This window comes from Paenibacillus sp. 1-8 (assembly GCF_056316205.1).
Window position 1 is genome coordinate 4,598,358 of sequence record NZ_CM149995.1, and the last position, 13,969, is coordinate 4,612,326.

General features: G+C 42.6%; 14 protein-coding genes. 8 read left to right on the forward strand and 6 right to left on the reverse strand.

Going from position 1 to position 13,969, the window contains the following annotated elements; genetic code table 11:
- Positions 1 to 97: 97 nt before the first annotated feature.
- Positions 98 to 1,174, reverse strand: coding sequence for a DUF1835 domain-containing protein (locus AC0WRU_RS21270; RefSeq protein WP_476126227.1), 1,077 nt, complete (start codon positions 1,172 to 1,174; stop codon positions 98 to 100).
- A 115-nt stretch (positions 1,175 to 1,289) separates the two neighbouring features.
- Between AC0WRU_RS21270 and AC0WRU_RS21275 the strand changes: the two genes are divergently transcribed.
- Positions 1,290 to 1,994, forward strand: a complete 705-nt coding sequence (locus AC0WRU_RS21275; protein ID WP_476126228.1) for a YoaK family protein — start codon at positions 1,290 to 1,292, stop codon at positions 1,992 to 1,994.
- 7 nt (positions 1,995 to 2,001) lie between these two features.
- On the opposite strand, the gene AC0WRU_RS21280 is transcribed toward AC0WRU_RS21275, so the two are convergent.
- Positions 2,002 to 3,177 carry an alanyl-tRNA editing protein gene (locus AC0WRU_RS21280; RefSeq protein WP_476126229.1) on the reverse strand — a complete coding sequence of 392 codons (1,176 nt, stop codon included), beginning with the start codon at positions 3,175 to 3,177 and terminating at the stop codon, positions 2,002 to 2,004.
- 307 nt (positions 3,178 to 3,484) lie between these two features.
- Positions 3,485 to 4,045 carry an NAD(P)H oxidoreductase gene (locus AC0WRU_RS21285; RefSeq protein WP_476126230.1) on the reverse strand — a complete coding sequence of 187 codons (561 nt, stop codon included), beginning with the start codon at positions 4,043 to 4,045 and terminating at the stop codon, positions 3,485 to 3,487.
- A gap of 164 nt (positions 4,046 to 4,209) precedes the next feature.
- Here AC0WRU_RS21285 and AC0WRU_RS21290 point away from each other — a divergent pair, with 164 nt between their 5' ends.
- On the forward strand, positions 4,210 to 4,596 hold the full coding sequence (locus tag AC0WRU_RS21290) for a winged helix-turn-helix transcriptional regulator (protein WP_476126231.1): 387 nt from the start codon (positions 4,210 to 4,212) through the stop codon (positions 4,594 to 4,596).
- Positions 4,597 to 4,706: 110 nt separating this feature from the next.
- On the opposite strand, the gene AC0WRU_RS21295 is transcribed toward AC0WRU_RS21290, so the two are convergent.
- The gene (locus AC0WRU_RS21295; RefSeq protein ID WP_025686162.1) at positions 4,707 to 5,294 is read right to left on the reverse strand and encodes a LysE family transporter; all 588 of its coding nucleotides are present in this window, start codon (positions 5,292 to 5,294) and stop codon (positions 4,707 to 4,709) included.
- A 112-nt stretch (positions 5,295 to 5,406) separates the two neighbouring features.
- Here AC0WRU_RS21295 and AC0WRU_RS21300 point away from each other — a divergent pair, with 112 nt between their 5' ends.
- On the forward strand, positions 5,407 to 5,961 hold the full coding sequence (locus AC0WRU_RS21300; RefSeq protein WP_476126232.1) for a helix-turn-helix domain-containing protein: 555 nt from the start codon (positions 5,407 to 5,409) through the stop codon (positions 5,959 to 5,961).
- A 2-nt stretch (positions 5,962 to 5,963) separates the two neighbouring features.
- On the opposite strand, the gene AC0WRU_RS21305 is transcribed toward AC0WRU_RS21300, so the two are convergent.
- Complete coding sequence (locus AC0WRU_RS21305; protein WP_476126233.1) at positions 5,964 to 7,553, reverse strand: alkaline phosphatase family protein; 1,590 nt, start codon at positions 7,551 to 7,553, stop codon at positions 5,964 to 5,966.
- A 153-nt stretch (positions 7,554 to 7,706) separates the two neighbouring features.
- On the opposite strand from AC0WRU_RS21305, the gene AC0WRU_RS21310 reads away from it, so the two are divergent.
- The 5 genes from AC0WRU_RS21310 (at position 7,707) to AC0WRU_RS21330 (ending at position 12,679) form a co-directional block, all read left to right on the forward strand.
- Entirely contained in the window at positions 7,707 to 8,354 is a 648-nt protein-coding gene (locus AC0WRU_RS21310; RefSeq protein ID WP_476128695.1) for a class I SAM-dependent methyltransferase, read from the forward strand.
- Positions 8,311 to 9,084, forward strand: a complete 774-nt coding sequence (locus AC0WRU_RS21315) for an alpha/beta fold hydrolase (protein WP_476126234.1) — start codon at positions 8,311 to 8,313, stop codon at positions 9,082 to 9,084. Before AC0WRU_RS21310 ends, AC0WRU_RS21315 begins: the two co-directional genes overlap by 44 nt.
- Before the next feature lie 295 nt (positions 9,085 to 9,379).
- Positions 9,380 to 10,885 carry an alpha/beta hydrolase family protein gene (locus tag AC0WRU_RS21320; protein WP_476126235.1) on the forward strand — a complete coding sequence of 502 codons (1,506 nt, stop codon included), beginning with the start codon at positions 9,380 to 9,382 and terminating at the stop codon, positions 10,883 to 10,885.
- 84 nt (positions 10,886 to 10,969) lie between these two features.
- On the forward strand, positions 10,970 to 11,143 hold the full coding sequence (locus AC0WRU_RS21325) for a helix-turn-helix domain-containing protein (protein ID WP_476126236.1): 174 nt from the start codon (positions 10,970 to 10,972) through the stop codon (positions 11,141 to 11,143).
- Positions 11,144 to 11,452: 309 nt separating this feature from the next.
- Complete coding sequence (locus AC0WRU_RS21330; protein ID WP_476126237.1) at positions 11,453 to 12,679, forward strand: sugar efflux transporter; 1,227 nt, start codon at positions 11,453 to 11,455, stop codon at positions 12,677 to 12,679.
- A 9-nt stretch (positions 12,680 to 12,688) separates the two neighbouring features.
- Here AC0WRU_RS21330 and AC0WRU_RS21335 read toward each other — a convergent pair whose 3' ends face one another.
- The gene (locus AC0WRU_RS21335; RefSeq protein ID WP_476128696.1) at positions 12,689 to 13,906 is read right to left on the reverse strand and encodes a macrolide family glycosyltransferase; all 1,218 of its coding nucleotides are present in this window, start codon (positions 13,904 to 13,906) and stop codon (positions 12,689 to 12,691) included.
- Positions 13,907 to 13,969: the final 63 nt, after the last annotated feature.

Consider the following 13,969-nt stretch of genomic DNA (forward strand, 5'->3'; position numbering starts at 1 on the left):
CTCATCACGCAAGGCGTTCTATTTTTCATATGACGGATTGCCCTATGAGCTACAATAGGTAAAATCGTCATCCCCACCGACATTATAGGTAATACGATCAAGCATTTTCAGGCCCTTTTTTTATTGGACTCGGAGATGCTTTCTTTCTAATACTATAACGTCTCATGGTTCCTGGAACGCCTTTGATTTCCAGCATTCCCTCATAAATCAGGGCTCGAAGCCGATATTCGAAAAATTCATCTCCCATCTGCTGATCCAGGTGCCCCATAGCTTCTCCGATCACTCTTGCTGATTTGATAAAATCAGGCTGGGCTTGCCGCTTGTGCAACTCATTCACCTTACTCAAAATATAGGCATCATAATAGTTTTCTTCTACATTAACGATGCTCCCATCCTTCCATATACGTAGCACCTCAGGCTTCATCGCCAGCTCACACCATTCTTCCGCCATTCGTTCTCTTTCTTCTGGTGTTAAAGAAATACCCTTGTCCTCTCGACTTAGAATAGCTTGTAGTTTGTCGGCAGATATCTCGCCTGATCGTAAGCCTGTAGCATCTGTACGTTTAAATACACGGCTGTAAGCATCTGCCGCATTTTTAATCCAAATATCGTTAGACATATTCCTCAGCAGGTACATGCTCAAACGAAGCCCCACCTGCTCAGGGGCATTGCTCCCCGTCCAGATCGTAATATCCGCCTGCGCTGGAATAGCAGTAAACTGCTCCAGCAACAGAAAATCATCCCTTTCAGCATCCTCATCATGCTCATCATGCTCATCAGAAATATGATCTCTGAACCATTCCCGCCGTTGCCTGCGCCCCATTTCCTGCTGAAGCTGCCACAATGGGCCGATGGCATAGTTATCCCGAAAAGAAATAACCCGATGTGTATCTTCCCATCCCAGTTGTTTGAGTGCTACTTTCATACTCCCTGCAAAAGAATCGCCAATCACGATATGCACCTGCGTGCCACCCTCGTCAGGCTCCCACCATGAGCGTCTGTTTTGAGTCTCAAGCAAGTAATCATATAACTCTGATACTTGCTCATACAAATCATCTTTAGAAGCTTCGTTCCGTTTCACAGCTTCTGTCACTTGTATGATGTCTATCAGCCATAATCTTTGTTCGCCCGCAGTCATACTGCGAATTGCCTCCACAAATCCTTTATTCTCCATGGCTTTTTCTCCTTTTGCACCTATTTTTCGTGCCGTAGTGTCCAATGGAATTGTCGAATCGGAATAGTCGTGCTATGTTAGAGGAATCGACGTTGTAGCATAGGAGGCTTCTGCCGTGAATATGAAAGGCAAAATCCATTTACATCAAGTAACGTCTGAATCGTTACGACTGGGCGCTTTACTTTCATTAGTAGGGGGTTTTCTGGACACATATACGTTTGTCGGAAGAGATGGCGTGTTCGCCAATGCTCAGACAGGCAATATCGTATTACTGGCTGTCAAAGCCATTCAGGGAAACTGGGGTCAGGCGTTAGCCCATATCCCGCCCCTGATCGCCTTTTCGCTGGGTGTTTTTATAGCCGAAGGGATTAAGAGAAAATCCACCCACCGCCTGACACCGGACTGGGCCCGTGCCATTCTACTGCTGGAAATTTTCATTTTTTTCATCGTGGGTCTGATTCCACAAGGGGTTCCCAATACCGTGGTGACGGTGATCGTCTCGTTCGTTGCTTCCGTTCAGATGACTTCCTTTCGCAAGCTCATTGATGCGCCGTACACCTCCACCGTCAGCACCGGGAACCTCAGATCTGCCACAGAGGCGGTGTATATCGCCATTACGACCAAGGACACGAATGCTGCCATTCGCGCCATGCGTTACGGTGTCATCCTGATCACCTTTCTGGTCGGGGCTTTTCTGGGAGGGTTTTTGACGTTGGCTATTGGGGATAAAGCCATCTGGGGCGCTGTTGTGGCACTCATTTTTTCTTTTATTTTATTTACGGAAAAAGAACATAAGTGGAAAATGCCCCTTCGCCACTAATCCTGCATTAGCCCTGAATAAACTGCCGCTGGGCGGTTTCAAAAAAGTTCAAAAGGTCTTCACGGGACGAGAACGCTGCCTGAGCCGATTGGTTGCTGCCGCCACCCTTACCCTGAAACGCGCCCAGATGCTCTTTAAAGTATGCCCCGCAGGCAACATCCTGTGTGCCGTTATGTGTCAGAATGATTTTGTTTTCTGCTGTTGTGGCTAATAATACAAGTAAATCATGTTCAGATGTCAGCTTGGCAGCCATTTGCTGTACTTCCTGAAAGGTTTTTTGTTCAAAAATATGAGCCAGAACTTGCCCCTGAACAGCAGAAAGCAGCTCTGCTGCCTGATACGAAGCATTTTCCTCTTGCAGGATGTCCACTTGCGCCTTGAGCTGCTTGTGCTCCTGCTCCCACTTTTCAAAGCGGGTCAAAATATCCTTGCGCCCGGTATTAAATTTCGCAGACAGCACGTCCAAAATCCGAACACTTTCGTTAAAGTCCTGAAGCGCGCGAACGCCACATTTAAAATGGATTCTCGCCAGCCCCTTTTGCTTCTCCCATTTCAGACATTTGATCATTCCAATTTCCCCGGTTCGGCCGACATGTGTACCGCCGCAAGCATTGTATTCAATGCCTTCGATCTCAACAATGCGAATATTTTCCGTCACTTTGGGCGTTTTCACAAGCGGAATATCCTTCAATTGTTCATTGGTTACAAAATAGCTTTTTATGCTGCGATTACTGTAGATTTGCCGATTTACTTCCTGCTCGATTGCCGATAGCTGCGCAGGTGTTACATCCGAACAGTTTACATCAATCGTGGCTTGCTCTTGTCCCAAATGAAAGCTTTCCGTCCGCGCTCCCAGCAGCTCCAGACAAATCGCCGACAGCAAATGCTGTCCGCTATGCTGCTGCATATGATCAAATCTGCGCTCCCAATCCAACGTACAAGCTACCTTTTCACCCTTCGGCATACGTTCGACCTGATGCCAAATATCGCCCTCTTCCAGAAAAACATCCACCACCGAAACTCCCTGAATCGTTCCCGTATCACATGGCTGACCCCCTCCATGTGGATAAAAAGCCGTTTCCTCCAGCATAACAAAATATCCGCCGTCTCTTTCCATGCTACGTGTAATATGAGTCTCCCACTCCGTAAGGGTCGGAGAAGAGTAATATAGTTTTGTCGTCATTCAAAGTTCCTCACTTTGGATTTCAATTTTCAAAAAACGTCTCCATTTTTTGAATGAAGGCCTTTGCGGCTGGACTTACATATTTATCTACGATGATCCGAATGAATCCCCAAGCCTACTACAATATCCACTTTATTATCAAGCACTTCATTGTAAATATCAATCGAGCGAATGACCTGAACCTTTGTATGAGCCTATAAAAGGATAGAGTCTCGTCAGTATAATAAAAAAAGGGTTAAGTGCCGTCTAACAAGCCTTAACCCTTTTTTTCAATAATATGAAATTCTCATTGTTATCAGAATAAAATTTACTTATATGCCAGACCTAATTGATAAGCGTGCTCCAGCAGACCTTCAATGTATTCTTTCGATTCGGACAAAGTATCATAGAAGAACTCAACCTTGGACTCTCTTACTCTTGCGTAACCAGCAATGGCTTTATTCAAATAATTAGTTACCATATCGTGGTATTCATACTTGATCAGATGTTCTTTCGTCCCTCCCGCCAAGCACATCCACAAAACCTGCTTTGTCGTAAACTCCTGAAGTAAACCTATGTTCCACACTTTATCCAGGTATCCCTTTAGCATGGACGGGACACTGTACCACCATAGTGGAAACACAAAGACCAGAGCATCCGCGGCCACAATTCTATCCATTTCTTTCCGTGTTTCAGGGGCATATTGTTTATGAGGCGTATTCCAATCCAGCTCATCTGCTGCGCTGTACACCGGATTATACCCGTCCCGATCCAAGTCCAGAATATCTACCTCGTGCTTACTCTCCTTCAATCCCTCTACAAAACGATTCATGACCGCAAGGGTAAGTGAATCTTCTCTAGGATGCGTAACGACCAATAGAACTTTCATGTTATCCGTAACCTTCTTTCTCCTCGTGATTGGTGAACCCTGTCTACAGATGCTATTATGGATGATATACAACAAGGTGTGAAGTACGCACCTCAAGGTACTGTAGGTACTTTAAGGTTCCTTAGTGCTTTTCATGTACTACAGATCCGAGGGGAGAAAAACAAATGAAGGATAACGCCAAAACATATATGCTCGGGATTGAAGCAACCTTTGAGGTCATCGGCGGGAAATGGAAAGCCATCATCCTGCACCATCTAACCAGCGGCAGAAAACGTACATACGAGCTCCGGCAGCTCATTCCAAAAATCACCCAAAAAGTGCTCACACAGCAGCTTAGAGAGCTGGAAAAGGACGAAATCATCCACCGAATTATCTATAACCAGGTTCCACCCAAAGTAGAGTATGAGCTTAGTGAATACGGATGGGATTTTAAAGATCTGCTTGATCGTTTTTGCTTATGGGGGGAAGAACACTTAGACAGGGTTTATGGTGATAAAACAACGGTGCTGGAGGAATATTCTGTGGAAGAGACTTGTGTAGAAAAAAAGTAAAGCACACTGAACAGCCTTTTCGCCATCGCTTCATCTGCTGTCCGCAAAAATACACAACAGTCCTAATGAAGATTTTCTTCAATGGGACTGTTTGTGTTACTTGCATGGAGTCAAATATCTACAAGAATCGAAACTGCACTATACACTAATAACAAAGCCATTATTATATTAAACTGACTTCTATATTTTGATAAGAACTTTTGAAAAACGGAGCCAAACACACTCCAACAGAATGTACTCATAAACCCAACAAAAGCTAGAAATAACGAATACAATATCAAGCTGAAATTTGAATGGTGATATGGAAGAATGAAGGTTGATATAGCAGTGATACCATATAAAATTCCTTTCGGATTGATAAATTGCAAAAGCATACCTGTTAGAAAACTGTTATTCTTGCCCCCATCATTATCTTTACCATTATCTTTACTCATAATTATTTTTATAGCCAGATATAACATATAGGCTGCACCCAGGATGGTCATCACAAATTGAATTTTGGGAATGAAATTTTCAAGCAACAAATTAAAATAACTACTCAATAACATGATTACAAAGAAACCTGCACCTACTCCTAAACAAAATCGAATTGTCTTTTTAAGCCCGAATTTATTAGCAAAGAGCATAGCCATAATGTTATTGGGGCCTGGAGTAAAGCTGGTAACAAACACATATAACAGAAACGATAATAAAGGCATATTGGAACCCCCTCTTCTGTGTATGCTATAATGTCCAAAAAGAACAATATAACGTTTTACGTTTTATTGTACAACACAGACGTTATATTGTACACAGGTATAGGAGGTATTTATGGAGACCATCAATCTGATCATTGCCAAAAACTTAAAAGCCTTTAGAGAAAATAAGAAATTAAGTCTGGAAAGGGTTGCAGAACTAACGGGAGTAAGTAAAACGATGATAGGTCAAATTGAAAGAGGCGAATCCAGCCCTACGATTACAACGATTTGGAAAATAGCCAATGGATTAAAGATTTCTTTTACTTCACTCATAAATAATCCGCAGCCAGATACAAAAGTGGTTTTAGGAAGTGAAATTCAAATATTAACGGAAGACAACGGAAAATATCGAGTTTATCCCCACTTCCCCTTCGAAGATGATAGACGGTTTGAAGTTTATTCAATCGAGATAGAACAAAACGGCTTCCTAAGTGCTGATTCGCATGGAGAGGGAACGAAGGAGTTCTTAACTGTTTTTGATGGAGAATTAACTGTCCGTGTAAATGACATCGAATATACAGTAAGAAATGGGGATTCCATCCAATTCAAAGCTGACAGACCCCATACCTATCTTAATTCAGGGAAAACATTAACTCGATTAAGTATGGTCATATACTATCCAATTTAAAACTATCCGTTCACCAATTGCATAATCCAGTCTTTTATATCAACGATTCGCAGTGTTCTGGGCCGTGTATTCGTTCCGGAAATAATTAATGGGACAAGGGAATCTTTTTCATGCAGCGAACCATGAGCTCCCCCTCCGATGTGGGTAGGAGAACTTTCACCAACGAGTTCATATCCGGGTTGGACCGTGACGACAACGTATTTTCCTTCATGAGAATACATGGCCCCGTATAACCTCGCCAAAACGTCAGGATATTTTCCGTACTTGATTCGATTGTTATTTATCGTAATATCCACAAGGTCCTTTTCGCCCGATAATGTCCACGATTGTCCATATTCATCGGTGAATTTTCCACCGGGACGATAAGAAAACATGGAACTATTTTTCCCTCCTGTAACACGAATATTATTTTTATCGTCTTTCATTGCGATGATATCGAGCTTTTCCTCTTTTTGTAAATGCTTCACTACATCGGATAACTCGACGTTATCATTAATCGCATAAACATAAGCCATTCGTTCATTCGTGGAAATGACAATTTGATCTTCTTTTTTTACTGATTGATTTAACTGTGCTATGCGGTAATGGTTCAACAGCGGCTTTAGCTCTACCGTTGCTGCCTGTCGATCATTATAAACAGCGCTTTGCGCACTGTCCCCCATGACAATCCATATAGCATTTTTTACAGCCTGTTCCCACGAACCGTATGCGTTAAGCACGCCTTGCAGCGCTTGATCCGCTTTTTCAATTCCCTCCAGCTGAGTCGGGCCTTTTTTATGCACCGAACTATCATTCTCTGGAAAGTATGCGATGGTTACGCTTGGAAGTTTTTTTTGATTGATTAAAAAAGCGGTATCTTTTGCGGAAAACTCGTCGTTCATTCCGAATTTTTTCCACGGAGGAGTATTCCAGCTATTCTTTGGGTCCAGTTGTGCAAAAGTTGCATAGGAAAACCATTTAGGTCCTGTTATTCTCAATTGTTCTGGAACACGGTTGCTGTTCGCTATGAAGCGAGGCACTTTTAAGACATGTTCCGTTCTTCCTCTAAAAACAATAGCGTTGATTGATGCCGATTCTTTTCCTTTGTCGGCCAGCTCTTCGTGAATTGTTTTCGTTTTTTTGTTCAAATGAACTTGATTTAACTGATAAATAGCATCCATAAATACTTGCATTTGATCTATCTTGAAGGCTTCTTTGACACCATTTCCATAGAAAATCATGCGTTTCCTTGGGTCGCTGTACCACACAAGTCCGGGCACATGATGTCGGTCTGCATACGTCCCCGTTAATAATGTGCTGTCGATCGTCACGGACATCGTGGGAAATGAACTCACCACCTGCGGGAAGTATTGCCCTTTTTTAAGGAGATATTGCATTGCGGGTGCACGGCCTTCTTGAATCGCTTCTTGTAAAGGCTTGTTCATTAAAGAATCAATCAAAATAACTATGACAGGCTTAACATTTTGACTTGCTATGATATGGGGCTTGACGCTTTGTTGCTTTAGCCGTTGACTGGAGTCCGCCCTGCAACCGACGATTAGTAAACTTAAACTTAGCACCAGTACAATAGTGATTTTATACTTTATCCCCATTTGTGTATCCCCTTCTTTGAAAAACACAATTCCCTTGATTTTTTTTATTTTTGCTTACACTAAAAAAAATTATTCCATGATTTTTTTTGAACTAATAGGCCAAATTATCTCTAGTGACTCGAATAATTAGAAAGATGGTGAATTCCCATTAACATTCCGTTCTCACCTAGACTTTATCATTGGTTTGTTCGTCCGAAATGGTTTACTAAAAAATATATCCATGATCATGTACATTCCCATTTTTCTTTTGATGGCCAAACTGTACTGGATTTTGGCTGCGGTACTGGGGCAAATTGCTCCATGTTTGACCCGTTGTATTATGTTGGGATGGATCCTGACGCCCAACGAATTGATTATGCAAAGCGATTATATAGCCACCATGCATTTCAAGTATTAAACAGTAAGAAGTTCCCATTTGATAATGAGTCGTTCGACTACATACTTATTATCGCTGTATTACACCACATTTCTTCAGATGAAATATCAAGTTACATAAAGGAATTTCAAAGAATTCTAAAGCCTAACGGAACCATTGTCGTTATGGAGCCCTGTTTATCCAATGAAAAACCGCTATGTAACAGGTTTATGAAATGGTACGACAACGGGGAGTATATTCGTAATGAAAAAGAATATATTCGATTGTTTAGAGATCAGAATTATGATTGTAGGGTCATAAAACGATTCCGAAAATGTTTTTTATATCACGAGTTATTTTTTTCAGTAAAACCAAAATCATCAATGGAAGGGGAATATAACAATGACAACTACAAGCATAAACGGATACTCGATGCACTATATTGATTCCGGAAAAGGAATCGCCATCCTCTTCATTCACCCTCCGGTACTCACAAGCTTAAATTTCACATACCAAATCCAAGGTCTATCGCCTCATTTTCGAACGATTGCTTTTGACATCAGAGGACACGGTAAGAGTCAGCCTTCCGAACAAACGGTTACTTACCCTCTAATCGCTCAGGATATCAAACAGTTGATGGACCGGATGAGCATAGAAAAAGTTTTTTTGTGTGGATATTCTACCGGAGGCTCGATAGTGCTTGAATTTCTCTTGACCTATCCGGATCGGGCATGGGGAGGCATCGTGATCAGTGGAATGTCGGAAGTAAACGAATGGCGACTAAAAAACAAAATTTCTGTGGGCATTGCTCTCTCCAAAATCGGAGCAGTCGGCACGATTGCGATTTCTAATGCTTGGTCGCAAACGAAACAGTTTTCTTTGTTCCGTGAGCTATTCAACGATGCGAAACAGGGAAATTCCAGAAATGTCGAACAATATTACCGGTACAGCTTGAAGTACAACTGTACCTCGCGGCTCGGGGAAATCCATCTTCCTGTCCTGCTTGTTTATGGGGAAGATGATAAGCTCTTTCATCCTTATGCCAAATTGTTACATCAACAATTGCCGAAGAGTGAACTTGTTTTCATAAAAAAAGTCGATCACCGCCTTCCTACGAAGGCCGCCGGATTATTGAATGAACTGATCAAGCAGTTCGTAGATCGGTTCAGCCTTTAAGGCAAATCCTACAGGATAATTCCACATACATATCTACATCCCACTTCTGTTACGTTAAGCGTCAAATAGCCACCCACCTGTTCAACATCCGTTGGCCATGACATGCGGCGGATGGGGCATTCCTTTCCGGACCCCGGCCGAAAAGCAGGAATCAGCACATTACATGCCGTTTTCTGCGCCATCGTCGCGCAACCTTACAAGAGTGTTAGGCAATTGTCATCTAGATCAATGGTATCAACCTAGCTGCTCCTCTATACTAATCCATTGATAGGATTATTTTTAAGGGGGAGTTGGCGTGAGGTTTTTTGAAATGCTGCTATTCTTTTCAAGTGCTTGTTTGTTGGCACTCCTGTTCGTTATCAATCAACGTATCCGAAGACCAGCTTTGCTCCTGACAAGCGGAGCAGGCTCCATTTTTTTAGTGATACATTTGCTTGTCGAAGGATACAGGGTTCAGCTTTTATTTTTATACGGATTTACGATCCTGATGCTTATGCTTTCGCTTATAGACGTTTTCATAACGCTGAAAGTCGTTCGGACTGCCTCGCGAATCCGTAGGGTGCTGGGCCGCCTTTTTATCGTGATTGGGCTAATCGCAACGGCGTGCTTCCTCTATGTGTTTCCCGTATTCGACTTTCCGGCGCCAACCGGCGAGTTGAAGGTAGGCACGCAAGTCTTTCATTTCATCGATCCAAGCCGGGAGGAGACATTTGGCAAAACCGCGACAGGCAAAAGGGAATTGATGGTTCAGGTATGGTATCCGGCTCAAGCTGGCACCGACAAGTACGCTCCCTTTATTCCCGATACCCAGATTTTACGTTATATGGCCGCGGACTATGGCCTTCCTGAGTTTACTTTTCAACATCTGAAGTACGTATCCAGTCATGCTTATTCGGGGGCCGAAGTCTCTTCGGCACAGACTTCATACCCGCTGATCCTTGTGAATCCCGGCAATCGCTCTTCCAGGTTCCTCCACACGTCGCAAGCCGAAAATCTTGCGAGTCATGGATATATCGTGGCAGTGATCGACCACACCTACAATACATTTGCAACCGAGTTTCCGGACGGGCGAATCACGACCAGCACAACCAACGACTTATTCTCGCCCGCCCATGATTACCAGACGAGTAGAGGAAATCGCGACAAGTTGGGAAAAGTTTTAACCGGCGATGTGGCGTTTGCGCTGGACCAATTCGAGCTCATCCAATCGGGGCAGATTACAAGTCATCTAAAAGGGAGGATTGATCTCGGTCATGTCGGGGTGTTCGGTCATTCCATCGGCGGAGCGACGGCCTATGACGCTTCTTACGATCCGCGAATCGCGGTTGGAATAGACCTTGATGGAGGGCTTTATCGACTGCGTGAAAGAGAGGGTCTGCGAAAGCCGTTTTTGTTCATCAACTCGGAAAGCTATTTCGAAAAATTAAAAATGGTGATGGATAACCGGGTCTACACGGATGCAGAGCTTAACCGTATGGGCTCAACAAGAGAGTGGGAGGATCAAGTAACGGAAGATAAAAAGTTGGAGCTTGAACGGATGCGCGAAGCGGTCAACGAAGGGGGACAAGTCCTCTATATCGAAAATACGGAGCACTTGAATTTTGCCGACGTACAGTTCATTTCTCCGATTTTCAAAATGCTGGGCATTACAGGAAAGATTGCGCCCGAAAGAGCGAACTCCGTTATCAATGCCTATATGCTGGATTTCTTCGATAGGTATCTGAAAAATCAAGGCGGAATCTTAATGAAAGGACCGGATAGCCGCTTTCCGGAGGTGAAGTTCGTAACCTCGCTATTATAAATTACGGAACTACCGATTTTGATATGCTCCCCTTCAAGTAGGCAGGTTTAATAAATAAACCGCTACTTGAAGGGGAGTTTTCCTTTGTCTAAGAAGAACGAATACAATGCGATTGAGAAACTAGCCATCGTACAGGAGTTAAAAGCAGGACAGAGCAGCCGTGTGGAAGTAGCAAAAAAACATAACATCAGCGTTACCACCTTAGTGAAATGGCGACATCGCTATGAGTTGTACGGAATGGGGAAGCGAAAGCTATGAGCAAGGGGCGGTCTACCAATCATCAGGAACGAATAGACATTGTTCTTTACTGTCTTGCCCACGATCATGACTACCGGAAGACAGCGGAACAGTCAGGTTAATCTCATGATCTCATAGCTAGGTTAGTAGTTGAAGGTGTGGAGAGTTTGACGCTTAGCCTGTTACAGTATCTTTGCCTGTATATTGTCCTGCTCATCAAAGTGAAAAATAATATATAATATTTTACACCATGTAAATATACAAATTATGCTAAAGTCATATATAGTTTGGTTGGGATAGGTATGTATTCGGAAGGAGTGTAAAAATGAAATGCTAAAGCGTATTCAGAATCTTTTTGTTATCCCTAACTACCCATTGTTCATGATCTGCATGTTATTGCAAGGCATGGCTATATCCATCAGCGCACCTTTTTTAGCTGTATATTTTACAAGTACACTTGGCGTATCTGTGGGAACCTTTGGTGTGTTTACAGCGGTGACTTTGATCTGTGGCATATGGATAAGCTCTCTGATTGCCAAACGTTCTGATACCGGATTAGATCGTAAACAAATTTTGGTGATTTGTACGTTATTTAATGCCATAGCCTTTGCAGGATATCTTGTAATCCAAAATTTTTATGTACTTTTTGTTTATATGACGATCTTTACGGCCATTGGTGCTCCTGGGATGCCGCAGTTATTTGCCAGTGCACGTGAAGCGGTTGATCGCAGTGAAGCAGCAGATCATACTTTTGCCAATTCAACACTTCGTTCTATGTTTTCCCTTGGCTTTATCACGGGGCCGCTTTTGGGGTCTTTCCTGATTGCACATACCGGTTTTAAAGGTATCTTTATAGGGACGACTTCTATTTTTATACTTATAGCTATTCTTCTATTCTGTTTTATTAAGCAATCCCCATCTCAGCTCAAAAGTAAGAATCAACTTTTACTCCATCACATAACATTGCATAAAAACATTGAAATTCTGATACCATTCTCAGTTCTCACTCTGCTCTATGTGTCTCACTGGATGAACAGTTTAAATATTTCCTTGTTTATCATTCATAATTTAAAAGGAGACATGAGTGACGTTGCTCTAGTATCCAGTATTTGCGCGGTTTTAGAAATACCTTTGATGATCATGTTGGGCGTACTTGCTGCTAAATACTCCAACCGTCTGCTTGTATTTTGGGGAGCTTTAACAGGGGTTGTCTATTATCTCCTCGTCCTTATGTCTACGGAGATATGGCAGTTATTAGTGGGGCAGCTTCTTCTAGCCTTCTTTGTTGCAGTGATTTCGGCCATTGGCATCAGCTACATGCAGGATTTATTGCCCTCTCTTCCTGGATACGCATCGACGCTGTATTCCAATGCGACAACCATCGGAAGACTGGTGGGGAGCTTGATGGGCGGATTAACCGCTCAATGGATGGGTTACCGAAACACCTATTGGGTATGTTTGGCCCTGATCCTCTGCTCCCTTGGTCTTCTGGCGATTTCAAAGAAATTAGAGTTTGAAAAATCGGCTGCTCTACAAGAAAGGAATCACAGTCTATAGTCTGGCACCTTATTTTTCTATTGTGGAGAAATGACTCATAATGGTATCTGCCGCATGTCTGTACCCGCCAGCCTGACGTAATGATTCGCCAATCACATGGGCCTGCTGTTTATAGGTTGAATGATTTAAAACCTCTAATAAGGCAGCTTTCAAAGTAGCGGGTGTAAGCTCATTTTTATCTACAGCAATACCCGCTCCCAGCTCTTGCACCCGATTAGCCACGATAGGCTGGTCCGATGTCATGGGAACCATAACCAGAGGCACATTGTAATACAAGGCTTCGCTTGTACTGTTCATCCCCGCATGTGTAATAAAAGCGTCTACATGCTGCAGCATTTCCAGTTGCGGAATATAGGGCTTGACAATAAAATTGTCAGGGATACAATCGTCCAATAGCTTCATATCTGTATATTTGCCTGATGAAAGTACAAACTGTACAGGTAAATCGTGGAACGCTTCAAAGCAAAGCTTGTAAAAATCCAAGTCTCTATTAATAATAGTTCCCAATGAGATATAAACAGCCTGCGGATGCAGAGCATGAAGTTGTTCGAACGGGAAAGAGGGCGCGTCTTTACGTGGTACAATAGAAGGGCCTGTAAAAATATAACTGTTATCCAGCTTTTCAGCTTGCGGTTGAAAATAACGGCTTGTGTAAACGATCTTTAAGCTTTGGGAATGTGAATCGATCTCCTCAATAGCAGGTACGGCAACCTGAAGCTCATCAGCTAATTGATGCATTACTTTTATTATGTTATCATAAATCTTTTTCACTTCTTTATCATTATCATCCAATCCTTGATCAGATCCCAGAGGCTCTACGAAAGCAAAGGAAGCAATAGAGCATATTGCAGGTATTCCCAGCTTCTCTGCAATAATCTTGCCTCCCCAGCCCAGCAAAAAGTCATAAATCAAATAATCATACACCTTATTTTCGATTACTTTCAAAACCTTTGGAATAATCGGCTTAATCAAACCTGTAACGATCATATTCACGAATTGGTAATGATGTTTGTATTCAGCCGGCATTAACTCAGATTTACGAGAAAAAGCATCATTACTAAAAGGATAGGTTATCAGTTTTGCTCCCGTTTGTTGAATTTTCGTGCGGTATTCCTCCGTACACACATAATCTACTTCCTCACCATTGTCGACCAACTGCTTAACTAATCCTAATGACGGATTAACATGGCCTTCAGCAGGTGTGATCACTACCAACACACGTGCCATCCCTACACCTCCAACATCATAATGAATTAAAATTAACATTAAATGTAATTTTTTATACTGAAT

Coding starts and splice junctions, on each gene's coding strand:
- AC0WRU_RS21290 (WP_476126231.1), top strand. CDS start 4,210: ATGAAGGATAACGCCAAAACATATATGCTCGGGATTGAAGCAACCTTT.
- AC0WRU_RS21270 (WP_476126227.1), bottom strand. CDS start 1,174: ATGGAGAATAAAGGATTTGTGGAGGCAATTCGCAGTATGACTGCGGGC.
- AC0WRU_RS21285 (WP_476126230.1), bottom strand. CDS start 4,045: ATGAAAGTTCTATTGGTCGTTACGCATCCTAGAGAAGATTCACTTACC.
- AC0WRU_RS21315 (WP_476126234.1), top strand. CDS start 8,311: ATGACAACTACAAGCATAAACGGATACTCGATGCACTATATTGATTCC.
- AC0WRU_RS21295 (WP_025686162.1), bottom strand. CDS start 5,294: ATGCCTTTATTATCGTTTCTGTTATATGTGTTTGTTACCAGCTTTACT.
- AC0WRU_RS21300 (WP_476126232.1), top strand. CDS start 5,407: ATGGAGACCATCAATCTGATCATTGCCAAAAACTTAAAAGCCTTTAGA.
- AC0WRU_RS21305 (WP_476126233.1), bottom strand. CDS start 7,553: ATGGGGATAAAGTATAAAATCACTATTGTACTGGTGCTAAGTTTAAGT.
- AC0WRU_RS21335 (WP_476128696.1), bottom strand. CDS start 13,906: ATGGCACGTGTGTTGGTAGTGATCACACCTGCTGAAGGCCATGTTAAT.
- AC0WRU_RS21330 (WP_476126237.1), top strand. CDS start 11,453: ATGCTAAAGCGTATTCAGAATCTTTTTGTTATCCCTAACTACCCATTG.
- AC0WRU_RS21280 (WP_476126229.1), bottom strand. CDS start 3,177: ATGACGACAAAACTATATTACTCTTCTCCGACCCTTACGGAGTGGGAG.